The organism is Aureliella helgolandensis (assembly GCF_007752135.1).
GTDB classification, from domain to species: Bacteria; Planctomycetota; Planctomycetia; order Pirellulales; family Pirellulaceae; genus Aureliella; species Aureliella helgolandensis.
In genome coordinates this window covers 41,388-63,777 of sequence record NZ_CP036298.1, presented here as the reverse complement: position 1 = coordinate 63,777, position 22,390 = coordinate 41,388, and the positions used below count along the sequence as shown (strand labels likewise).

Below are 22,390 nucleotides of genomic sequence, written 5' to 3'. Positions count from 1 at the left end.
ATTCCGATTATCGTCGACCTAGCTACCTTGACTACCCATTGGGCTGAACCCTAGTTTTGAGAAACCGCCAGAGCATTTCCCAGGGTGTCCCCGCCTTGCTGGCAGCGCATGATACCATAGTACCTGAAACCACTTGCGGACGATCCGCGGATCACTGGACCGCCCGAATTCTCCAGCTCTCTAGAGACCCTAGATGCACACTCGTCGAAGATCGCTGAAAGACACTCTTAGTTGGGGACTGGGCCTGCTCGTGGTGGTTGGAGGGATTGCTGCGGCCATCACCTGCCTGCCATCGCTGCGCACCGAGACGCCCCAGGAACTCTCCGATCCCAATTTAGAAAACTGGCAGACAGAGTATGACAAAGGTGACCTGTCGAAGCTCTCTGCGGCCCTGTTCCCCATCGTCTCCGAGGACTTCTCGCTTGAATCCGACGCCAATGCAGCCCTCTTCCTGCTAGCACTCAAGTGTGAACGTCGACTGAATCACCAAGTAGAGTTTGGCCAGCTAGTCGAATTGGTAGGTTACGAGCTTGCCATTGCACCGCAAGTCGCTAACGAGCAGCGATTGCTGCGAGCCCAGTCAGGCGATTTCGAGCAGCCTCCAGAAGCAGAATTGGAAAGGCTACTGGATGCTGGTGTAGAGTTTCCCGAGGCGGCACCCGCCGTCGTGCAAGGCGCATTGTTCGCCAACGATCTGGACGCGGCCCACAAAATCTTCAAGCGGTGGCAGAAGGACGCCGCGGCGGCGGAGCAAAGCACCAAATCGAATCAGCTACGCATCTACGCTGCCCTCCTACTCAGCAGGGGAGAAACGGCAGGAGCAGCCGATGCCTTGCGGGAAGCGATCCGCTTGTCTCCTCGCAACGAGCTCGCGTATCTTGCGCTCGCCGAACTCTACGCCCAGCCTCGATTCCTGGACACAACCAAAGCACGCGCGATTTTGGAGTACTTTGCAGTCCACTTTCCGCAGAATCGTGAAGCCAGTATCCGACTCTCGCAGGCCCGTCGCCAAGGAGGAGATGCCTCTCTCGCACGGGAACTATTTGATGGGGAACCCACCGACCCACTGGCGTTGTTCGAGCTGGCTGAAGTGGAACTCGACCTTGGAAACTACGCAGACAGCTTGGGCCATTTAGCTCAAACGCAGTTGGCGGGCATCGAAGATTTCCGCAATTTGGCCGACCAAGCGTTTCGGCTAAATTTTCAGGGACAGCACTCCGCCAGCTTGCCAATGATGCAACGCGTGACGGACATTGCGACCACGCTGGCACTCAGCGGTCAGCCCACCCTGGCCCACCAAGTCTTCGAGACCAATTTCGAGCGAGTGGCGCGGATGCGACGCTATGGTGACTTGATCGGCAAGCAAGCCATGTATCCGGGCGATTCGGGCTTGGCGGCTGCCATTGCTGCGGTGGCTGACTTATCCAATCCACCTCCCATCGCTCCACCAAGAAAGATGATAGCAGCAGACACCGAGGCACTCAGCCTGCCAGGGTATGCGCTCTATTCCGAGCTGTGTGCGACCTGCCATGGTGAGTCAGGGGCCGGGAATGGTCGCGCGGCGCGTCACCTCTTCCCAGCGCCTCGCAACTTTCGCAGCGAGCCGCTGCGGATCGTCTCAGCCAGCAACGGACTGGGCACCGACGACGATGTCATTCGCTCAATCCGACATGGGCAAGCCGGATCGTCGATGCCAGCGTTCCCACTACTCTCCGCCTCAGACCTGGAGCAGCTGATTGCAGTCTTGCGCGCCTTTCAGCGAACCGGCTTGCGAGAGCAATACCAAGCGGAAGCGAACTCGCTTGCGGAACAGGAAGAGGCGTCGGCAGGAGCCCCAGCTGGCAGCGACTCTGGGATTGAGTCTCTTGGTAGCGAGTCGTCTGAAAAGGAGATGGAGGCTTGGGTCGTCGCGCGCTCCGCCCCCTTGCCGCCGCTGGCCGCACCAGATTTCAGCCCAGCCACTCCCTCGGCCATCGCGGCTGGAGAGCAGCTCTATCATCAAGTTGGCTGCGCGGGTTGCCATTCGCTCAGCGATTCAGCCCCCCTCGTGTTGGCGGATTCCTTGGGTCGTCCGGTAGTCAGCCGCGACTTGCGATCCGCTCCGCTGCGGGGTGGTGACAGTCCGGCGGATCTTTATTACCGAATCACCGTGGGGCTCCCAGGCACTCCGCATCCCTCCCTCACGAGCCTCGGGGCTGCTGAGATCGAGAACCTCATTCACTTCGTGGGCTCCCTCCGCACTCCGGAGCTCGAACAGACGACCAACGCCGACCGCCTCCGACAAATATTCCCCCGCCAGTCTCCCCCCTGAGAGACAATCTCGCTCAGTGCTATAATGGCCCGCTAGTGGGCTAACTGGGAATTCCTCCGCTGCCCTACCATTTGGAGCCATTCACTACATCGGGCGGAATAGTGGGTTGTGCTGGCAATCTACCAAGAGTCGTCTACAGAGAGTTACAGTGCGATGATTAAAGTTGGAATCGTGGGCTGTTCGGGCTACACCGCCATTGAAGCCATTAAGCTGCTGTTGCGACACCCCAATGTGCAGATTGTGGCGGCCACCAGTCGCCAGGCCGATGGATCGACCATTTGCTGCATGCACCCCCAATTGACCGGTCGCATCAATTTAGTGGTCGAGGATCTCACTCCTCAGCAGCTGGGCGAGCGATGCGACGTGGTGTTTTGCTGCCTGCCGCATGCAGCTTCGGCTCCGATTGTTTCCGAGATATTGACCCACAATTGCCGGGTGATTGACTTGAGCGCCGACTACCGCTTGAGCACGCCCAAGCTGTACGAGAAATGGTATGGGAACGCTCATCCTGATCCAGGGCGGCTGGGGCAAACCCCCTATGGATTGCCGGAGCTGTTTCGCGAAGAGCTTCGCGATGCTCAACTAGTGGCCAATCCAGGCTGTTACCCATCGAGCGCCATTTTGCCCTTGGCGCCATTGATCCAGGAAGGACTGATTGAGACAGCGTCGATCATCGTCGATTCCAAGAGCGGAGCGAGCGGGGCCGGACGGAGCCCCAAGGTCGGCAATATTTATTCCGAGGTCAACGAATCCTTTTCGGCATATGCCGTAGGCACACACCGCCATCAACCGGAGATCGTGGACATCGTCGGGCGGTTTACCGGGACCGAGCCGCAGGTTGTGTTCACCCCTCATCTAGTTCCAATGGACCGTGGGATTCTGTCGACGATCTATGCGCGGCCTACCGCAGGAGTCACTGCCAACCAAGTTCGCGAATGCCTGAACACGTTCTACGATCGCGAACCCTTCGTGCGCATCACCGCCCATCTGCCGCTCACTAAATTCGTTTCGGGTACGAATTATTGTGACATCAGCGTCCGGGAAAATGGTGGTTGGATTATTCTATTGTCGGCGCTCGACAATTTGATCAAGGGCGCGTCGGGAGCGGCCGTCCAATGCATGAACATCATGTATGGCCAAGAGGAAAAACATGGGCTGCATCCCTAGCCCCAGCGGCGCCGGTTCCCTGCGGCTGGCGGAATCGGCCAGCTTCTTGGAACAGGAGTGATTGAGGCGTCCCTTGCCGTCATGTCGCCGGTGCATTGGTGCATGTGGGATGAGAAGTAACTAGTTAGCAACACCATTGGATTAGAACTACTGTGACACATCATCTACCCGTCGGATTTCGTTTTGCCGGAGTTGGAGCTGGAATTAAGGCATCCGGCAAAAAGGATGTGACGTTGATCGTCTCCGACACGCCAGCCGCAGCAGCCGGCGTTTACACGCAAAACCAAGTGGTCGCTGCGCCGGTTGTCCTATGCCGGGGGCGCACCCCCCTGAACGATGCCCGCGCGGTCGTGATCAACAGCGGGAACGCAAACGCCTGCACCGGCGCACAGGGCGCCGCAGACGCGGCTCGCATGTGTGAAATCGTGGCCAGCTGCTATGCCAGCGACGTCCAACCCGAACAAACCTTGGTGATGAGCACCGGGGTGATTGGGCACTTTCTGCCAATGGAAAAAGTCGAAGCGGGCATCCGCCAAGCCGCCAGCCAGCTCGACGGGTCTCAGCAAGCTTTCTTGGACGCCTCCGACGGCATCCTGACCACCGATATCGGCCGCAAGGTCACGACCCGAGAGTGCCGCATCGGTGGGCGTACCGTACGCATTGCCGGGATCGCCAAGGGAGCGGGAATGATCGGCCCCAATATGGCTACCATGCTCTGTTGCGTGTTTACCGACGCCCCATTATCGGCCGCGCAGGCACAGCACATGCTCTCCGTTGCCGCCAACAAATCCTTCAACAACATCAGCGTGGAAGGTCACACCAGCACCAATGACACCATGGTCCTGCTGGCCAATGGGCAAGCGGGCGGAGCGGAGTTTTCGGACCGGGAACAGGCCGAGTTTGCCGAACACCTGGAAGCCATGTGCATTGAACTGGCGAAGCAGATCCCGACCGATGGCGAGGGTGCCACCCACTTGATCGAAGTCCGTGTCAGCGGCGCCGCCTCCGAGGCCGATGCTCGGAAGATCTCCCACACCGTCGCGAGTAGCAATCTCGTAAAAACGGCCGTTTACGGCTGCGACCCGAATTGGGGCCGCATCGTCTCAGCCGCAGGCTATGCTGGCGTCCCCATCGAAAGCCCAAAGCTCTGTTTGAAGATCAACGGAATCGCGCTGTTCGAAAATGGTGAACCCCTTGCCTTCGATGCTAAGGCGGCCAGTGCCTCGATCAAAAACAACCGCACGACACTCGTCGAACTGGCTGTCGGCCAAGGGGATGGCGCTTGCACCCACTGGACCAGCGATCTCACGGTTGCCTATGTTGAGTTCAATTCTGAGTACACAACATGAGCCCCCCCCGTACCTGCCAATCCTGGTGCATCCGGCTGGTTGATACTGTAACCCGCCGCGCAAGTCAGGCCGGATTAGTTGCTGCTGCAATTCGATTCGGGGTGCGATTTTAGCATTGGAATCAAAAATGCAACTAAATCAACAAGCCGTATCGGGCCAGGTATTGGGAATAGGCACCGACATCGCCGAATGCAAGCGAGTCGGACAAATGATTGAGAAACATGGCGACGCTTTCCTGCAACGCGTTTATACTCCTCAGGAAATTGATTACTGCTCGCTTCGAAAATCCTCGGTGCAACACTACGCAGGCCGCTGGGCTGCCAAGGAAGCAGTGCTCAAAGCCCTGGGAACGGGCTGGGCTCACGGAATCAAATGGACCGACGTGGAAGTCGTGAATCAACAAGGCGGCAAGCCAAACATTGTCCTCACCGAAAAAGCGTTGGAAATCAGTCACTCGCAAGGCGTCCGTGAGATGCTGATCAGCATCTCACATTGCCAAGATTATGCCACGGCCTATGCAACGGCCTTGGGAGAAAGGCCTTAATACAACATGTCGCGTCGCATGGTCCTCCTCACTTGGGGACACTCCAATCCACATACCGGCAAGACCGCTTCTGGCTTGTTGCGATACTGTCCCGACGAGTGCATCGCAGTCTATGATCCTGACAATGTCGGGCGTACCGCTCAGGAACTGCTGGAGGCTGGTGGGACAACTCCCGTCATCGGTTCGCTCGATGATGTCTCCAACCCCAAGACATTGGTGATGGGGATCGCCCCCCCTGGCGGAAAAATCCCAGTGGCGTGGCGAGCCGTTATTCTAGACGCGATTTCCCGAGGCATGGACGTCCTCAGCGGGTTGCACGACTTCCTGTCCAATGACGCCGAATTGATGGCCGCCGCCAAGGCGCGTGGCGTTACCATTACCGACGTCCGCAAAAACACATTCCACGACATCGCCCGCCGCCAGGGGCTGAACTCCACCTGCTGTCGATTGCACACCGTGGGACACGACTGCAGCATCGGGAAGATGCTGGCTAGTCTCGAGATCGCCCGCGGCCTTGCCGCTCGCGGTCGAGACGCGCACTTTGTGGCCACGGGGCAAACGGGAATCATGGTTTCCGGTGCGGGCCTGCCCATTGACTGCGTGGTGGCTGACTTTGTGAGCGGGGCTGCCGAGCAATTGGTACTCGATACACAACATCACGACATCATCTTGGTCGAAGGGCAGGGGAGTCTCGTACATCCCTCCTATGCCGCAGTCACCTTAGGCATCCTCCATGGCTGCCAGCCCCACGGATTGATCTTCGTGTTTGAAGCGGGACGAGAGGTAGTCGGGGGCTTGGAGCATGTTCCTTTGCCGAGCCTAGCGCGGCAACGCGAATTGTTTGAGACGATGGCGAGCATCTATCAACCTTGCCAGACAATCGGTTTGGCCATGAATGGTCGCAAACTGAGTCCTCCGGCGGCGGCCGAACTAGCCCGTCGCGTGGAAGATGAGCTAGAATTGCCTGTAGTCGACATCGTCCGCGATGGTCCCGACCGCTTGCTGGATACGGCCGAGGCGTTCTACGACAGTCGCGTCTGGCAATCCTAAGTCCAATAAACTATTTCGATCATACAATTAGGTAGGAAAATGCTGATGCGTATTGCTTCACCACGCGGAAACAGCACTCTTTGGGGCTGCGTTGTCTTGAGTGGTTTGCTGAGCCTCGCAGGTTGTTCGAGCCTCAAAACCAACAGCGAAGTCTATCGCGAGGACGTCGTTACCGAAGAGGGTGAGCCTGGCTACATTACCGTCCAACATTGCCTAATTGGATTCCAAGGCTCAGTCCCTTCAGCCGCTCGCTCGCAAGAGGAAGCTGAACAATTGGCCCAAGAGTTGTTCGAAAAGGCCATGGCGGGTGCCGACTTTGATCAAATCGTCCGCGAGCACACCGACGATTCCCCACCTGGAATCTACCAGATGGCGAACAACGGGTTCGAAAGCGACATGAGTAGCCGCATTCCTAGCAAACATGTCTATGCGCGATCCGGTATGGTAGCCGCCTTCGGTGATGTCGGTTTTCAGTTGGATGTCGGAGAAATCGAAATCGCCCCCTACGACGCGACGACAAGTCCGTTTGGGTGGCATATCATCAAACGGATTAAGTAGTCGGGTCCGTCCGTGCCCATCCCTAGTTCTCCCAATAGATTGAAGAGGTGTCTCAGATGAGTGAAGGAAATCTGACCGATCGCGCTACCGCGATTCGTCAACGCCTGACTCAACTTCGGGACAGTCTTTGACTTCGATATCAAGCTGACGCAAGTCGCAGCCATCGAGGACCAAATGGCTGCCGAAGGGTTTTGGAACAATCAGGAAAAAGCTCAAACGACGGTGGGTGAACTGAAGGGTTTGCGGAGCATCGTTGTCCCCCTTAAGGAATCCATTGCCGCGGCCGATGACCTTGACGGTTTAATCGAGATCATGGCAGAGGACAGCTCGGTTGGCGCCGAAATCGACGCCGAGATAGCGCGACTGGAGAAGCAAGTCGCGGAGCTCGAACTCAAGGCACTGCTCAACGGTCCACATGATAACGCAGGGGCGCTGCTGAGCGTGCATGCACGCGACGGGGGCGTTGACGCCAACGACTGGGCCGCCATGCTCCTCTCCATGTACATTTCCTGGGCGGAGAAAAACGATTTCACCGTCGAATTGATGGATCGCCAAGACAACGAGGAGGCCGGGATTACCCAGGCCACCATCGCCGTGCGTGGCCCCATGGCCTACGGCTACCTCAAGGGAGAAGAGGGCATTCACCGCCTCGTCCGCATCAGCCCTTTCAATGCGGATGGCAAACGTCAAACCAGCTTCGCTGCCGTCGATGTAGCTCCGGAACTGAGCGATTCGGTTGAAGTCGAAATTGATGAGAATGACGTCCGCGAAGATACCTACCGCGCCAGCGGTGCGGGGGGCCAACACGTCAATAAAACGGACAGCGCCGTTCGCCTTACCCACCTGCCCACCGGCGTCGTGGCAGCCTGCCAAAGTGAACGGAGTCAACACAAGAATCGCGCCACGGCTTGGAAGATGCTGCGCGCCCGCATCGCGCGGATCGAAGAGGAACGCATCGAGGATGAACAAGCCACCAAGTACCAGAACAAAGTCCGACAAAAGGGATTCGGCTCTCAGATTCGCAACTACTTCCTCCACCCCGACCAACGGGTTAAAGATGCCCGCACCGGGCATCTCCAAGGCAGTTTCCAAGGGGTCATGGACGGCGACATCCAAGGTTTCTTGGACGCCTTTCTGGTTTGGCGAATGGCCGAAAGCACCGCCGAATAAATCGAAGCCTCGCAAAACCCACACGCACCGCAAATCGGCTTAGCGCCCAACGTAAAGATTTCGAATTATGGCAAACCAATCAAACCGTGAGGGTGAACCGCTACAGATCGATGGTGGCAGCCTTGGGAACCTCGTCTTTGAATGGGCCAATGACCGCTACCATCATTTTTGGAGCTTTAGCGACGCTCCAACCACCCCCATTCTCGCTTCCGTGGAATCCAACAGCAGCAGTGTTTGGCCAACCAGCCCACCGCTGCAACAAATTCACCAGCAAAACTTTGTCGATGGTCGCCAAATCGTGTTTGGCGTTGGCATGTCAGGCCGTGGACACTGGTCAGCCAGTTTCACCCTAATCCCCGACTTAAAATGCTGGATCGTCGAGCTGGCCTGCCGCTCCCCCATCCAGCCGGAGCGGTTGCTGAGCACCTATCAGGTCGCTGAGGGCTGGAATCAATCAGCCAGCGGCGCCATCTCAGGTGCAATTGGAAATCATGCCATTCATGTTGAAGCTATTTCACCTAGCTCCATCGCTGAATTGGTCGACACCGAGGCAACGTTCGCTCCTAAGCACCCAGCCAGCGGAGCAGCCACCAGTCAATGGGCCTTCCGCCTACGCGCCAACTGACGCAAGAGCGCTGCACTTGGCAGCAGCCGGTCCGCATCACCGCTTGGCCTTGCCACCTGCACGACAATGGCTAGGAAGCGGTGGCCCACTCAGCACTCTGCACTCTGCACTCAGCACTCTGCACTCAGCACGTTTCGAGGAGAGCTGGTCCAGGATGGGCCAACGACGGCACTTCGCAGCCTACATCAGCAGGCCGGCAGCGTAGCTCAGCAGGTCGTCTCGCGTCTTGCAGATTTCACACATTTTCTGGTAGTTACCGCTACGTTGGCTGAGTTGCAACAAGGTGGGAGCGATGCCCATGGTGCGCGTCCCAGGTGGCAACCGCTTGGCATACACGGTCAATGCTTCATCATTGCGACCGCAACGCGAGAGCAGATCGATCAACACCTCGACTGCCACCGATCCAAAATCTTGCTGGCTGACAGAATCCGACTTGTGCGTGAAATACCGTACCCCCGCGTCGATTTGCTCTCCCAATAGAGCGCGGAAAAAGGCGATCGATGCTGGATAGAGATCCAAGAAGGGTTCTTCGCCCGGATATTGAAATTGCGGATGCAATTGTCGACCGTAGAGCGAGATATCGAGCGCTAAACGCAGTGCCGAAGGCTCATCCAGAACGCGTGCAAATCGCACGGTCGAGGCTAGATGGCTTGTGTCGAGGTGGTAGGTTCCATCGCGCAGCAGATCGGGTCGCGAGCTGAGCAACTGCTCCAGTGTCTCCCCCTCAGGAGCCAACCCTTCGCGGCGTTCGATATCACGGCGCAGATTCTCAAGCAACTCACCATGCACATGCCGCACAAGCAAATCGGCAGCGACTTGTTGATCGGCCCGCGGGCGAGGTGCCAACGCCGATTCAAACAAGGTGATGCTGTTGCAGGTCCCCATACGTGCTAGGGCGAGGGCATAACCACGGCGAATATCGACCCCCTCGTGCACGAGGACTTCCAGCAGATCGTCGACATTTTCGTCGTTTGGTTCCACGGTGGCTAGAGATTGTGCAGCGATGGCGCGATCCCCTACCGGCCGCATGTACATCCATCCCTCACGGATTTTTCCCTGTTTGAGAAACAATTCGCCAACCCGCCGGCAAGCTTTCAACAAGCCTTGCTCCAACTGCAATTCTCGGTCTTCGTCGAGCTTTTCTTCAAACTCAGCCTGAGCGGCCGGAAGCCCCAATTCGAGCCGCATGCTCATCTTCAAGGCTTCGAACATCTCATGGTATTGTTCCGCTTGTTCAAAATGCTCGATCAAGGCGTTGACTGCTTGCTGGCGTGCACCAGCTGTGGCGTGAGTTTCGAGCGCTTCGTAGATATTTGGTAAGGCCATTTCAACAATGTTCGATTTGAGGGTCCGCAGTCCCCTAGCAAGGATGCGATTAAATCAGAGAAACTATCGACTTAGGACTGGATGCGTGTCGTGCGGTGAACGAGTGTGGGGTACCTTTTTGCGAAACAACCCAGAGGGGCGATTTCTTTGAGGTACCAACAGCTCATTTCCCGCTGATTGGTAAGTATAGCTGGTTTGATGAGAAAGACGACTTGACCATGCCAGGATCAAAACCTTCCTTTGAGGGGTTAGCTGTAGCTGCACTGGAGAGCCGCCGCGCCGAGGACATGGAGCGGCTGATCACCCGCTTCGGTGGTCGCGCCTTCGTCAGCCCGTCGATGCGCGAGATTCCGATTGAAGAGAATCCCGCCGCGGTCGATTTTGCCTATCGCGTCATTACCGGTGAGATCAACGTCGTCGTCTTTCTGACCGGTGTCGGCTTTAAACAACTGCTGAGCAGTGTCGAGCGTTCGCTGGACAAGCAACGGTTCCTCAATGCGTTGTCGGATATTACCACGATCGCGCGGGGGCCGAAGGCGGCCGCAGCCATGCGGGCAGTCGGGCTGACTGCTACCCACCGCGTCGCGGAACCCAACACGTGGCGAGAACTGCTACAAACCATCGATGCCGAGTTGACCATCACCAATCAGAAGGTAGCAATCCAAGAGTATGGTAAACCCAACAGCAGTCTAGTGGCTGGCTTGGAAGCGCGCGGCGCTGAAGTGATCCCGGTCCGCGTCTATCAATGGGATCTGCCAGAGAATACCGAGCCACTGCAAGAGAATATCAGGGCTTTGATCGCCGGCCAACGCGATGTCCTATTGATCACCAGTGCGCACCAGATCGCAAATCTACTGCGAATGAGTGCGGACATGGGAGTCGAAGCCGAGTTGCGAAAAGCGTTGCGAGACGTTGTGGTCGCTTCGATTGGCCCCACGACGAGTGAAATGCTCAGACAGAATGAGCTGCCGGTCGATATGGAACCGGAACATCCCAAAATGGGCCATCTTGTGCAGGAGAGTGCCGAACGCGCACATCGCCTGCTCACGGGCCGTCAAATTCGAACTCAAGTCCTAACAGAAACAGGTAGACCTCCCGTGGATACAGCAGCACCTTGGTATGACGGCCCCTTTATGCGAGCTTGTCGCGGCGAAGCGTCCTCGGTTACTCCGGTTTGGCTCATGCGGCAGGCCGGTAGGTACATGAGTGAGTACCGCGCCGTCCGCGAGAAGATGACGTTTCTGGAGCTCTGCAAAGACTCTGCCCTGTGCGCCGAAGTCATGGTCACAGCCGTCGAGAAGCTAGGCGTGGATGCGGCCATCATCTTTTCGGACTTGCTGCCTATCTTAGAACCGATGGGGATGGATCTGGAATTCGCTAAGGGAGATGGACCGGTGATCCACAATCCACTGCGTGGTGCCCAAGACATCGATCGAGTGCAGGAGTTGGAATCGATGGAGTCCCTCGACTTCGTCTTCAACACCGTCCGCCTCACGCGACAAGCGATCAAGCCCGAGATCCCCGTGATTGGATTTGCCGGCTCGCCATTCACCTTAATCAGCTACATGATCGAAGGGGGGAGTAGCCGCAATTACCACAACACCAAATCGCTCATGTACTGCGATGAAGTTGCCTGGGGCGAATTGATGGGCAAGATGTCGCGAACGATTGCGCGTTACCTCAACGCGCAAATCGCGGCGGGTGCCCAGTGCGTGCAGCTGTTCGATTCTTGGGCTGGCTGCCTCTCGGTGCAAGATTACGCTAGATACGTCTTCCCGTATGTGCGGCAAATCATCGATTCAATCGTTCCCGATGTCCCCGTGATCAACTTTGCCACCGGCAACCCGGCCCTCTTACCCTTGCTCCGCGGCGATCATCGCACCGTGGTCGGAATTGACTGGCGGGTTCCGTTGGACGTCGCCTGGGAAACGGTGGGACACGATCGCAGCGTGCAAGGCAACTTGGACCCGATCGCACTGCTGGCCGATCCGCAAACATTGCGCGAGATGACGGCAGACGTCTTGAAGCGGGCTGGTGGTCGAGCGGGCCACATTTTTAATTTGGGGCACGGCATCTTGCCGCAAACGCCTGTCGACAATGCAATTGCACTCGTCGATATGGTGCATGAACTGAGTCAGAAGTAGCCGTTATTCCGCTTCGGCAGAACGTTCATAAATCGCCCGCTGCATTTTTTGCAAATGGCGACGATTGCGGGCAACGCATAGCTTGGGGTTCTTGGAGGGATCAAGAATCCACAGCCGAGAATCGATGAACAACAGATTCGGATCGCTGACGCCTCCCACTTTCACGAGCTGAGCCAGCAGCCTTCGCTGTGGAAAACTGAAGTGATGCACGCGGCACAGTTCGCGGAACAGCTTCTTAGGACTGCAAAACCGCTTTGCCGCTCTCCGCTGGATGAACCAGTACAGCAGCGCCGTGGCTAGAATGACCGTAAAGGATGCGGCAATCAAAACAAGACCAATCGTCAAACTCTTTGTTTCCTGCATTTGAAACCCTGCGCGGAGCGCTGCCACGCGCCCCTCTGCGATGAGGCAGAACGCCTGCCCGGCAAATACATTGATCAGTGGCATATTGCCAACCCTCGACTGCTAATTTCTATGAGGAGATGCCTGCCGCGCTCTGCGGTGGGCGCGGCTTGGACCGCGTCAAACGTCGCTCTGCCCTGCGTGCAGCATCTTGAATATCCGTGCTCGCATCGTCGAGCAATTTTGGAAGCAGCGTCTCCAATTCCTCGAACCCCAGAGCGCTGAGCACATCGATCATCCGGACGCGAACCTCCAGGCGTGGATCGTGGAGCAACGGTAGCAACTCGTGACTCACAACCTCAATCGCCCCTAGGATTTGAGTTACCTGCAAAGCTGCCAAGCGACGCTTCGGTGCTGGGCTTTGCAATTCCTCACACAGCGTCTCCTCCACATCTCGCTCAATGACCTTTACCACGCTTGCCATGGCCTTGGACATCTGCGTCGGCCACCGGCGGGCCTCTTGCAGCAATCGCTTGAGTGTAAAGTCGACAAAGAACTCCACCGCAGCACCCTTGAGCGGCTGGGACGGACTGTGCACCCAGGCTGCCGCTTCTACCAACAACTCGTCAATCTGCGGTTCAGGCCAGTGCTTCAAGCCCGCGACCTGAATCTTCGCTACGAGATCTTCCAGCGAATGCTGCTTGCAGTGACTCAGCATTTCTGCCGCCGTGGTGCGACCACTCGAGCTCCCAATTTTGGATAGCTCTAGCGCAGCTTTCAACACCGGCTCAAGTTCATCCGATGTCGCGGCAAGTAACAAATACCGTCGGCGCTCGACGAGCTGGCTGGCTTCGAGCTCACAAACAGTTCCCCCTAAAAAGCAGGGAAACTGCGGCAGCTCCCGCAGGCGCCGGAGGGTCGGGCCCAAGGTGCGATCGTCGATCAGCTGCGCTATCTGGTAGGCAAGCTCGGGCTCGGTGCGTTCCATCAAAATTTTGAGCACACCGGCCGGCGTACTATGGCGATGCACATAACCAGCCAACAACTGCAATATCGAAGGATGACGACTCTCTCGCAATTGCAACAACATGCATTGATAAGCGTCGTGCCAAGGATCCGACACAAAGCCGCGGTGATAGGCATCATCCCAATGCGCAAGCCTCAGCCAAGCCCCTACCAAATCTCCATTTTTGTGCTCGGCGTAGTTGATGAGATGCGCGTAGAGCCGATCTAGTACATGGGTTCGACCTGGTACGATTTTGCCGGTCCGAGCTAGCAATCCCCAATGCTCGCAGAGTTGGTGCAAGGTCTTAACCGCTTGCTCCTGCAGCGCGTGCTGGGAGTCGAGCACACAGTGTAGAACCGGTTCAATGGCGTCTGCCAATTCCAAATCTAGAATAACGTCTAAGGCGATTTGTTTTTCGGTGACGGTTCCGGTGCGTAAGAGTCGTTCGGCGACTTCGACGAAGCGTTGGGAAATCGTACGTAGATACTCGCGATCCTCTGCCCCGAAATGCTCCCAATTGCTCAAAATCGCAAGCCGTGCCTGAGGTTCGGAGCGCCGCGAAAGAGTCTTGAGGCAAGACAGTCGGAGGGGGCCGTTTTGCGACGCCAAACCGGTGGAGAGCGTAGCGATCGCCGCCTCATTCCGAGAATTTTGGAGGCACTCCCAGGTCCCAGATCGTGGGAGGCTTTGCAGAGTTGGCACGTTACAGATCCTTTGAATGTGACTGACTACCATCTGGGCACTCAACTATTGCACACGAACCACCCACACGACGCCTTCACCGCAGACCGCCCAGTCGCATTCCACAACCAAACCTTCCACACTCGTCACAACCACTGCAGTCGCTACATTCCATCGCCGATCGTCCCAACCACTCCTGGAATAGGCCGGTAAAGGCTCAGATTTTCCAGGTTTGTCACTGCGTCCTAGTCACTGCGGGCGACCATCAACGGGCTTCGCGGCAGAGGAGGGCAGCCGTTCTTGCACTCCTCACCGCTGCGAATGGCAGACTCCTAACACACCAAGATGGGGCACACCAAGATGGGGCACACCAAGATGGGGCACACCAAGATGGGGCACACCAAGAAGGGGACACACGCGGGGGACGTCGCATTGCGTCCCCACTTGTGGGTTACATGCTCGGGCGGCGTGGCCCTGCCTGTGGAGTCCAAGCCTCGGCAGTGTTTGCAGCTGGCCCTCTGCGCTCGTGACTCTGAACCAACAAGTCCCTGCGCTCCAGCCATCCTGGGGCTCTACGGGCTGTCGAAATAGTAACCCGCTGCGTGAGCAAGGAAAGATAACCTCCGCTTCAAGGCAATTAAGGACGTGACCTCCACGTTAAAATTCAAATTGCTATTAAATCAACAGCCCGTCTAGCGAGCTGCCAGACTTTAGCAAAGCCAGCGTGGTCGAACGCGCAAGTTGGCCGCGGTGAAAAACACCGGCCTGGCCGGTGCCTCACCGCCCCCGAAAACGAATATGGGATGAAGCAATTGTCCCTAGTCAACGCTAAGGACCTTCGGAACCATGATTGGCGGATAGTCGCCGAACCGCTCCGCCGGTTCGTTTGGGAAAATGCCGATCGGCGGAGCGATCTGGCGACACTTAATTGTCCCGACGGCCCTAAGTTCGACTTTCGCACTTTTAAGCTGCGAGTGACAGCAGAACTTCCAGGGGCTTGATTAATTTCTGAGCCGCTGGCGGTAAACGACCGGCTGAGAAAATAGATTGTCGTGTTTCCTCGACTGAATCGCGACGCAGCGTCGCGAGCATATCCGCGAACGATGCATGGCGTTTGCCACGCCACATTCGTATGAATGGACCAGGCTCTGGCCGGACGTGTTCGTGCCACAACACAATCAGACCATACAGATAGAACATTGATGGCGTCGTGCGGCGAACCGCTGCGCGGACTCGGTTCTGCGGTTCGCCCAGACCGAGGTGACCCTTGGCTTCTTGGAACGTCGTCTCGACCGGCCAACGAAAAGAGAACCGCTGCAAGATTTCTTCTTCGCTCAAGTTGACATTGGTGCTGTAGAAAACTTCGATTCCCCGCCCGCCGCGAAGGTGCTCCACCGCGACCACTTTGACTTCTCGTTCAGGGGCAAGGTACAACCGGCAGACCACCGACGTGATCCGAACATGAAAGCTCGATTGGCTGTACAGGTTGATCGTGGTACGACGAAGTCCCTTGGTCGCTAACATCTCGGTCGGCTTGGGCAGCACCGGTCCACGTCGTGGTGGACGGCCTCGCCCGGGTTTCTTGGGTCGTGGACCTTCACAGAGTCTGGCGTCTTTGCCAATGCGACCGGTGACATGCATGCCGCTGGGGATTTGCTCCAGCATGCGACCACCGGTGTAAGCCGAGTCACCCAGGAAATGCAGGGATTTCTCGCCCGCATGCTGGGTCAACAGTTGGATCATCTCGAGCATTAAGTCGGTCTTCTTGCGATGCTTGCGACGTAGCTTTTTGTTGGTCTTGGTGTTCAGATAGAGCCTCATCAAAACCGGGATCGCGTACTTTCGCGTCGGATCTTTTCGTGAAGGGACTAAGACACACAGTACGACCCAGCAGTGGCCCCAGCGAAACGACGTGAAGCCACTGGAACTTTGGCTGGCATCCCGGTGCATCCCTGTGCCGTAGATTTTCAAGCCTGTCTTGTGAATCAGGGTATCGTCGCCGACAAGATAGCAATGTTGCTGATCGGTGAGCTTGACGACGAGATCGAACATTGCCAGTCCCACTTGGTCGATTGACCACCTCGCTCCGGCAAAGATACGGTGATAGGCGCTGTGATGTTTGGTGGGATCAATCGCTCGAAGCGCCCCAGTGATATTCCTGCGAGGTGCGAAGATCCATCCTGCGACGAATTGCTTGAAGGACTGTGCGGTTGGCTCAGTCATCGCGGCAGTAAAGACTTGCAGAAGTGGCATGAAAGATGTTGCAATGTCCATTGAAAGTGGCCTCCTTGTTTGGGTTAGTTAACACAGGCGAAAGCCTGCAACCCGGGGGCCAGTTTCTTCACAACCATTTGCTAGCAAAGGGCTTAAAAGTGCGAAAGTCGAACTAAGTATCAGGAACAGCGTGTTGGGAAAGGTCCCTGGAGAACGCTGCTGGCATTGATTTCAGCCGACTGGAGGACGCTATTCAGGGAAACTTTCCCCATTTTCCTTTTTTTCCTCAAGAAGCTGTAAGTTCTGCGACGGAAATGCGTCTTTGAGGGTAGGCAGCATGTATGGCTGGATCGGAGCGAGGCGCGTTGGAGCTGAACTCTACGGTAGCCTGTCTCAGAATGAGTCATTTGTTGCGTTTTGAAGACCGCCGCTGGCTTAAGGAAGATTGCTAGCAAACACACTTGTTAGAAATAAAGGGGCTGGGGAACAACTTAGAGGCGAGCAGCGTCGTAATAGAAGGAGAAAAGTCACAAACTTTAGTTTTTTTCGGAAATGGCGCGAAATTTGCGGATTCGAAAGGAGTCCTTGGTGTTAAGTCAATCTGACTCAAATGGAATGCATTTACCAAGATTGGTCTGAAAGCAACGATTTCCTGGTTTGGGAGATTGCTCAAGGCCACAACAACAAGTCTTCAAGGAGGACACACTCATGTTGGTACTAAGTCGCAAAGAGGGTGAGAAGCTGGTCATCGGTGACAACATTACTTTGGTTGTCTCCAGGATCTCAGGGAATCGCGTCACGTTAGGGATTGAAGCCCCCGGGGATGTAAAAATCTTCCGTGGAGAGTTGGCTCAGAAAGAGACCACCAATCCAGAGCCGGACGTAGTTTCCATGAATCGAGGCCGCACGGTCACTGTCGATATCGAGGCGCTAGGTCTGTTAGGGCTAGAAAAGCAAGCGATGTAGGCTGATCTCAGCAGCTCCTGCAATGCTCAGCGGTTCACACGACTGCGTAGTCTTCAAGACTCGATGTCGTTCGCAAGACTCGGCACCGCGTGTCCAACGCGTCTGTCCCGGTCGGTGTGAATCAAGCGACAGGCTGGAGCTGCCTCCTTTTTTTAAGTTACCGCTAGGCTTCCGACATAACCTGATCGATATGGGCGGCGACCTCTTGGGCGGCCCACTTCCCGTGCAACGCGACTCCGTGGTGCAGCGTCCAGGTGCGCGACGCAATGTCTGCCGCACAGGTGAGCGCGCCAATCCGCTCGCAACGCCGCAGTGAGCGGCGATGAAAGCCAGCAAACCCGTTTCCCGCCGGTATGCCCCTCGCTTGGAGTTGGGCGATTTTCTGCCCCAATGATTGATTTTCAATCACACCGATTGGGCAGCTGGCTATTAAAAATCCAGCTTGGTAAAAAGCTGTGCGGCCCACCATCGCCTCCCAAGGTGCGATAAGGTGAGTGCTAGCTAAAGATTTTAGCAGGTCACCAAAAAATACGCGGCAGGCTTGATTGATCTGCTCAAGCCAAGGCAGCTGTGCCAGCACCAGCGCAGCTTGGACCTCACTCAGTTCGTACGCGCCGCTTCCAGCTCCTGCCGCCAGCTTCACGCGTTGCCCCATCGCGGGATCGGACGTGAGCAAGGCGCCGCCCCTGCCAGCCGAGAGCACCTTGCTGCCTCCGAAACTATAGATGCTAGCATGCCCCTGCGCACCAGCGGGCAGCCCATTTACGTCGGCGCCCGGAGCTTGGCAGGCATCTTCAATGAGAAAGATGCCACTCTGATCACACCGCTCTCGCAATGCGTCCATCCTTTGCAGCTGCCCATGCAGGTGCGAAGCAACTAGGGCTTTGGGGGCGGGGGAGCTTGCATCTTGAACGGCTCGTTCAACGGCGGAGGAATCGACGCGCCAGCCAGCCGGTTCGACATCTAACAGCACCGGCCGCGCGCCAACGCGCTCTATCGCCCAAAAATTCCCGGGATAGTCGTAGGCCGAAAGCAGGACTCGATCCCCAGCACCAATGCCTCGCGCTCGCAGTGCCAGCTCCAAAGCTGCCGAGCCACTGCTGGTCAACAACACATCCCTGCCGCCGCTGAGTTGCCCTAATTCGTTGCGCAGTTGAGCGCAGTGGTGGCCGTCGTAGGTACGGTAATTCTCATTGCTTAGCAACTCCTCGAGAGCATCCCGAACCGAGGATTGAATTTGCTCGAATAGCGTGCTCATTCGATTGTCCCCATCGCAATTCGCCTAGGTACCCCACCGCCGCCCCGGAAGGGCTGTCTTGAGAATTGGTGTTCAGCCAGAAGGGCTAAAAGTGTACTCTCGACGACTCTTTCAAAGAGCAGGCAATGAATGCTCGTCTGAAAACAGGTTACGAGACTTTGTCTATCCTAATCTAATCATATTCGTAAGCCCCGAGACGCAACCATGGATGAAACAACTCCCGTAGAATCGGAATCGCTCATTTCAGTCGACCCCAGTGCCGCTGGGATTCCGCCCACTGATTCTGCAGCACCGGACATGTCCCACGACGTGCTGCATGCGATCAATGGTGTCATGAGGGGCGAGTACAGTGAAGCGACCTCGCACCTACTGTTGAAAGTCGTCTTGCCAGCTGGGCTGGCTCTACTCGCCTTGGTCGTGACCTACTTCGTCGCAAAACTCGTTTCGCGGTGGATAGCGCAGGGACTGTGCAAGCAAGTCGACAAGACGCTGGGACGTTTTGCTGGCAAATTTACCTTTTACAGCATCATGGTGGTCGCTGGCTTGGCCATCCTGCAAACGGCGGGCTTTAGCATCACCAGCTTTGCTGCCATCATGGCTGCAGCTGGGTTCGCAATCGGCCTGGCCTTTCAGGGAACGCTCAGCAATTTTGCGTCGGGCATTCTGTTGCTCGTCTTTCGACCATTCAAGGTTGGTGATGTCATTACCGCTGGCGGAGTCACCGGTAAAGTCAATGAAATCGACCTGTTCACGACCACGTTTGATACCCCTGACAATCGTCGGCTGATCGTACCGAACAGTTCCATTGCCGGGGCCACCATCGAAAACGTCTCCTACCACAAGGAACGCCGCGTCGACGTGGTGGTTGGCGTGGCTTATGCGGCAAGCCTCGATGCAACGCGCGCGGTACTCACGAGCGCCGCGGAGTCGTTGGCCGAGAAAATTGTATTAGGGGAGGGGAGAGGCTATCAAATTCTGCTCTCCAACTTAGGTGCAAGCTCCGTGGACTGGACAGTGCGCGTGTGGACGGCGACCCCGAATTTCTTCGCCGTAAAGGAAGCGTTGACCTGCGAAATCAAACACAAGTTGGATCAACACGGTATTGAAATTCCATTCCCGCAAATGCAGTTGCACTACTCCCAACCTGCGCTTGCCCACGCACCGAAGAGCGGTGCCAACGGTACGGTCCCCACTCCCAAGTCCCATGCGGACACCACGGAGGGACGCAGCTCCCGCGTTCGGCCACGAGTTCGCGGCTAACTCGAATTCGCGGCTAAATGGAGTCCGCGGCTAGATCTCGCTTGTTCGGCAGCGGTAAGCGGCCGGTGCGCTAGCCGAACTGCTGCACCGCTCCGCCACCCAAGGTTGAGCAGTCCATCGCACTCCAGCGGGAGGAGTGCTGCGACGGGGGGCGACGGTGCGACAGGCCGACTGAGCGGAGCGTGCCTGCCGAGCCGCCCCAAGCCCGCGCTGCCATGCTGAGGGGACTCCCCGGGCGGCCTGCCCACCAGACAGCACGCTCGGACGGCCCCATCCCCCAGCTCGGTGACTCATCTCCAGAGGCCTGCCCAGACACTCCGCAGCGATGCGAAGTCCTCCCACTGCCCAACCTCTGCAATGCTGGGTCTTGAAATAGAGGGGAGTTTGATGTGCTATGGTTGCCATATGTCGTTGACGATTCGTGGTGCGCGATCGACAATCTAAGTTTAACCCAGCGCGCATCCCTCCCCCCATAAACAACTACAAGCTAAAAAATCTATGAACATGATCGCCACCCAGGATCCTGACGTATGGGCAGCCATCGATGCAGAATACCAACGTCAACAAGACGGCTTGGAAATGATTGCGAGTGAGAACTACACTTCTCCAGCCATCATGCAAGCCACTGGCAGCATTCTGACGAACAAATACGCGGAGGGTTATCCTGGGCGTCGCTACTACGGTGGATGCGAACATGTCGACGTCATCGAGCGGTTGGCGATCCAACGTGCATGCCAATTGTTTGGGGCGGAAGCGGCCAACGTGCAACCCCACAGCGGATCGCAGGCCAACATGGCGGTCTACCTCGCGTGCCTGCAGCCTGGGGACACCGTTTTGGGCCTTGATTTAGCCCAAGGCGGGCATTTGACTCACGGCATGCATCTCAATATCTCGGGAAAATTGTACAAATTCATTCCCTATGGAGTCGATCCGCAGACTCACCGCATCGATTTCGATCAACTGGCACGCCTGGCCCGAGAGCACAAACCAAAATTGATCGTCGCGGGGGCAAGCGCCTATCCGCGGGAGATTCCACACGCTCGCTTCGCTGAAATTGCCAAGGACTGTGGTGCAAAACTAATGGCCGACATGGCCCATTATGCTGGCTTGGTCGCCGCTGGAGTGCATGACAATCCGGTGCCTGTCTCCGATTACGTGACCACCACCACGCACAAGACGCTCCGTGGACCACGGGCGGGTCTCGTATTGTGCAAGCAAGAGAATATCAAATCGATTAATAGTGCCGTTTTTCCGGGTCTGCAGGGGGGCCCCCTCATGCATGCGGTAGCTGGCAAAGCCATTTGCTTTGGCGAGGCCTTGCAATCGGATTTCCGAGCCTATGGCCAAGCGGTGATCGACAATGCCAAAACCCTAGCCGAAGAACTGATGCGCGACGGTCTGCGATTGATCAGTGGGGGTACCGACAATCACCTGATGCTCGTTGACGTCACCAGTATCGGGCTGGGAGGAAAGCAGGCTGAAAAAGCACTCGACAACTGTGGCATCACCGTGAATATGAATATGATTCCGTTCGATTCCCGCAAGCCGATGGATCCGAGTGGCATTCGCATCGGTACACCCGCGTTGACGACTCGCGGCATGGGACCGACCGAAATGAAGTCCGTCGCTCGGTGGATCAGCCAAACCCTACGCCACGCGGACGACGAGAAACAGCACCTCTCGATTCGAGAGGAAATCCGGACGCTATGCCAAAGTTTTCCAGTTCCATCGGCATCCGCCAACGTATGATTTTTGACACTTGGCTGAGCTTCCGCAATCACTGCGTCTGAGGAGATAGAACGCGTGCCTGAATCCGAAACCAATCGCATCTTGATCGCCGACGACAATGCTGCCAATCGCGAATTGCTGGAGGCCTACCTAGCGGTTTTCGATTGCGAAATTGAATTGGCCGTCGATGGAGAGGATACGTTGGCCAAAGTGGCTTCATTCCAGCCGGACCTACTCCTGCTGGACGTAATGATGCCCAAGTTGAGCGGGTTTGAGGTCTGCCAGCAGCTCAAGCAGTCCTCCAAGACCAGCAAAGTCATGATCCTGATGGTCACCGCTCTGAACGAGCTGGGTGATATTGAACGCGCGGTGAAGGCCGGGACGGATGACTTTCTAACGAAGCCTATCAACAAGATTGAGTTTCAGAAGCGCGTCGAAAATATGCTTCGCTTGAAGGACACCACCGACGAGTTGGAGCGGTTGCGGAGCTACATTCGAGACTTCGACGATCGCGCACGCCCGACCTAAGTTCGGCTGCCCGTTCTGATTATTCGGAAGCGTCCCCGCAGGCCCGGCACGAACCTGGCTAGTCCTCCTCTTCATCGGACCGGCAAGGTGCCTAGTGCTAGCATTTGCCTGTGGGATAAGCGTGAGCGCCTGGATCCTCACAAGGCCATCCAGACCAACCTCC

At 56.7% G+C, this 22,390-nt stretch carries 18 protein-coding genes; 13 read left to right on the top strand and 5 right to left on the bottom strand.

Features of this window, described 5'->3' with window-relative positions; all coding sequences use genetic code 11:
• Nucleotides 1-193: 193 nt before the first annotated feature.
• From Q31a_RS00225 to Q31a_RS00190, 8 genes are all read left to right on the top strand, one after another.
• Nucleotides 194-2,311 carry a c-type cytochrome gene (locus tag Q31a_RS00225; protein WP_145072432.1) on the top strand — a complete coding sequence of 706 codons (2,118 nt, stop codon included), beginning with the start codon at nucleotides 194-196 and terminating at the stop codon, nucleotides 2,309-2,311.
• 153 nt (nucleotides 2,312-2,464) lie between these two features.
• Nucleotides 2,465-3,478: an N-acetyl-gamma-glutamyl-phosphate reductase gene (gene argC / locus Q31a_RS00220; protein ID WP_145072430.1), complete on the top strand. Its 1,014-nt coding sequence runs from the start codon at nucleotides 2,465-2,467 to the stop codon at nucleotides 3,476-3,478.
• Nucleotides 3,479-3,630: 152 nt separating this feature from the next.
• Complete coding sequence (gene argJ / locus Q31a_RS00215; protein ID WP_145072428.1) at nucleotides 3,631-4,827, top strand: bifunctional glutamate N-acetyltransferase/amino-acid acetyltransferase ArgJ; 1,197 nt, start codon at nucleotides 3,631-3,633, stop codon at nucleotides 4,825-4,827.
• A gap of 127 nt (nucleotides 4,828-4,954) precedes the next feature.
• Nucleotides 4,955-5,371, top strand: coding sequence for a holo-ACP synthase (acpS, locus tag Q31a_RS00210; RefSeq protein WP_145072426.1), 417 nt, complete (start codon nucleotides 4,955-4,957; stop codon nucleotides 5,369-5,371).
• Between the two features lie 6 nt (nucleotides 5,372-5,377).
• A complete protein-coding gene (locus tag Q31a_RS00205; RefSeq protein ID WP_145072424.1) occupies nucleotides 5,378-6,421 on the top strand; it encodes a DUF1611 domain-containing protein in 1,044 nt (347 codons plus the stop codon).
• Nucleotides 6,422-6,466: 45 nt separating this feature from the next.
• Nucleotides 6,467-6,979, top strand: a complete 513-nt coding sequence (locus tag Q31a_RS00200) for a peptidylprolyl isomerase (protein WP_197355959.1) — start codon at nucleotides 6,467-6,469, stop codon at nucleotides 6,977-6,979.
• Nucleotides 6,980-7,035: 56 nt separating this feature from the next.
• Nucleotides 7,036-8,149, top strand: a protein-coding gene (prfB, locus tag Q31a_RS00195) for a peptide chain release factor 2 (RefSeq protein WP_391575307.1) whose coding sequence is annotated in 2 segments (ribosomal slippage) — nucleotides 7,036-7,107 and nucleotides 7,109-8,149 — 1,113 coding nt in all. Because the reading frame shifts where the segments join, the coding sequence is not laid out codon by codon here.
• 67 nt (nucleotides 8,150-8,216) lie between these two features.
• The gene (locus Q31a_RS00190; protein ID WP_145072418.1) at nucleotides 8,217-8,774 is read left to right on the top strand and encodes a hypothetical protein; all 558 of its coding nucleotides are present in this window, start codon (nucleotides 8,217-8,219) and stop codon (nucleotides 8,772-8,774) included.
• 180 nt (nucleotides 8,775-8,954) lie between these two features.
• Here Q31a_RS00190 and Q31a_RS00185 read toward each other — a convergent pair whose 3' ends face one another.
• A complete protein-coding gene (locus tag Q31a_RS00185) occupies nucleotides 8,955-10,100 on the bottom strand; it encodes a hypothetical protein (protein ID WP_145072416.1) in 1,146 nt (381 codons plus the stop codon).
• A gap of 218 nt (nucleotides 10,101-10,318) precedes the next feature.
• Here Q31a_RS00185 and hemE point away from each other — a divergent pair, with 218 nt between their 5' ends.
• Nucleotides 10,319-12,244: a uroporphyrinogen decarboxylase gene (gene hemE / locus Q31a_RS00180; RefSeq protein ID WP_145072414.1), complete on the top strand. Its 1,926-nt coding sequence runs from the start codon at nucleotides 10,319-10,321 to the stop codon at nucleotides 12,242-12,244.
• 3 nt (nucleotides 12,245-12,247) lie between these two features.
• Here hemE and Q31a_RS00175 read toward each other — a convergent pair whose 3' ends face one another.
• From Q31a_RS00175 to Q31a_RS00160, 3 genes are all read right to left on the bottom strand, one after another.
• Nucleotides 12,248-12,691 carry a hypothetical protein gene (locus Q31a_RS00175; protein ID WP_145072412.1) on the bottom strand — a complete coding sequence of 148 codons (444 nt, stop codon included), beginning with the start codon at nucleotides 12,689-12,691 and terminating at the stop codon, nucleotides 12,248-12,250.
• Between the two features lie 25 nt (nucleotides 12,692-12,716).
• On the bottom strand, nucleotides 12,717-14,294 hold the full coding sequence (locus tag Q31a_RS00170; protein WP_145072410.1) for a HEAT repeat domain-containing protein: 1,578 nt from the start codon (nucleotides 14,292-14,294) through the stop codon (nucleotides 12,717-12,719).
• Nucleotides 14,295-15,236: 942 nt separating this feature from the next.
• The gene (locus Q31a_RS00160) at nucleotides 15,237-16,547 is read right to left on the bottom strand and encodes an IS701 family transposase (RefSeq protein ID WP_145072406.1); all 1,311 of its coding nucleotides are present in this window, start codon (nucleotides 16,545-16,547) and stop codon (nucleotides 15,237-15,239) included.
• Between the two features lie 648 nt (nucleotides 16,548-17,195).
• Between Q31a_RS00160 and Q31a_RS00155 the strand changes: the two genes are divergently transcribed.
• Nucleotides 17,196-17,453 carry a carbon storage regulator gene (locus tag Q31a_RS00155; protein ID WP_145072403.1) on the top strand — a complete coding sequence of 86 codons (258 nt, stop codon included), beginning with the start codon at nucleotides 17,196-17,198 and terminating at the stop codon, nucleotides 17,451-17,453.
• Nucleotides 17,454-17,616: 163 nt separating this feature from the next.
• On the opposite strand, the gene Q31a_RS00150 is transcribed toward Q31a_RS00155, so the two are convergent.
• Nucleotides 17,617-18,711: a DegT/DnrJ/EryC1/StrS family aminotransferase gene (locus Q31a_RS00150; RefSeq protein ID WP_145072401.1), complete on the bottom strand. Its 1,095-nt coding sequence runs from the start codon at nucleotides 18,709-18,711 to the stop codon at nucleotides 17,617-17,619.
• A 204-nt stretch (nucleotides 18,712-18,915) separates the two neighbouring features.
• On the opposite strand from Q31a_RS00150, the gene Q31a_RS00145 reads away from it, so the two are divergent.
• The 3 genes from Q31a_RS00145 (at nucleotide 18,916) to Q31a_RS00135 (ending at nucleotide 22,227) form a co-directional block, all read left to right on the top strand.
• On the top strand, nucleotides 18,916-19,971 hold the full coding sequence (locus Q31a_RS00145; protein WP_145072399.1) for a mechanosensitive ion channel family protein: 1,056 nt from the start codon (nucleotides 18,916-18,918) through the stop codon (nucleotides 19,969-19,971).
• Between the two features lie 498 nt (nucleotides 19,972-20,469).
• Nucleotides 20,470-21,720 carry a serine hydroxymethyltransferase gene (locus Q31a_RS00140; RefSeq protein ID WP_145072397.1) on the top strand — a complete coding sequence of 417 codons (1,251 nt, stop codon included), beginning with the start codon at nucleotides 20,470-20,472 and terminating at the stop codon, nucleotides 21,718-21,720.
• 54 nt (nucleotides 21,721-21,774) lie between these two features.
• Nucleotides 21,775-22,227, top strand: a complete 453-nt coding sequence (locus tag Q31a_RS00135) for a response regulator (RefSeq protein WP_145072394.1) — start codon at nucleotides 21,775-21,777, stop codon at nucleotides 22,225-22,227.
• The last annotated feature ends 163 nt before the right edge of the window (nucleotides 22,228-22,390 follow it).

Bases quoted from the DNA above. Each gene is read 5' to 3' on its own strand.
- Q31a_RS00155 (WP_145072403.1), top strand. From the start codon at position 17,196: ATGTTGGTACTAAGTCGCAAAGAGGGTGAGAAGCTGGTCATCGGTGAC.
- acpS (WP_145072426.1), top strand. From the start codon at position 4,955: ATGCAACTAAATCAACAAGCCGTATCGGGCCAGGTATTGGGAATAGGC.
- Q31a_RS00205 (WP_145072424.1), top strand. From the start codon at position 5,378: ATGTCGCGTCGCATGGTCCTCCTCACTTGGGGACACTCCAATCCACAT.
- argC (WP_145072430.1), top strand. From the start codon at position 2,465: ATGATTAAAGTTGGAATCGTGGGCTGTTCGGGCTACACCGCCATTGAA.
- Q31a_RS00225 (WP_145072432.1), top strand. From the start codon at position 194: ATGCACACTCGTCGAAGATCGCTGAAAGACACTCTTAGTTGGGGACTG.
- Q31a_RS00175 (WP_145072412.1), bottom strand. From the start codon at position 12,691: ATGCCACTGATCAATGTATTTGCCGGGCAGGCGTTCTGCCTCATCGCA.
- Q31a_RS00160 (WP_145072406.1), bottom strand. From the start codon at position 16,547: ATGGACATTGCAACATCTTTCATGCCACTTCTGCAAGTCTTTACTGCC.
- hemE (WP_145072414.1), top strand. From the start codon at position 10,319: ATGCCAGGATCAAAACCTTCCTTTGAGGGGTTAGCTGTAGCTGCACTG.
- Q31a_RS00185 (WP_145072416.1), bottom strand. From the start codon at position 10,100: ATGGCCTTACCAAATATCTACGAAGCGCTCGAAACTCACGCCACAGCT.
- Q31a_RS00200 (WP_197355959.1), top strand. From the start codon at position 6,467: ATGCGTATTGCTTCACCACGCGGAAACAGCACTCTTTGGGGCTGCGTT.
- Q31a_RS00140 (WP_145072397.1), top strand. From the start codon at position 20,470: ATGAACATGATCGCCACCCAGGATCCTGACGTATGGGCAGCCATCGAT.
- Q31a_RS00145 (WP_145072399.1), top strand. From the start codon at position 18,916: ATGGATGAAACAACTCCCGTAGAATCGGAATCGCTCATTTCAGTCGAC.
- Q31a_RS00190 (WP_145072418.1), top strand. From the start codon at position 8,217: ATGGCAAACCAATCAAACCGTGAGGGTGAACCGCTACAGATCGATGGT.
- Q31a_RS00150 (WP_145072401.1), bottom strand. From the start codon at position 18,711: ATGAGCACGCTATTCGAGCAAATTCAATCCTCGGTTCGGGATGCTCTC.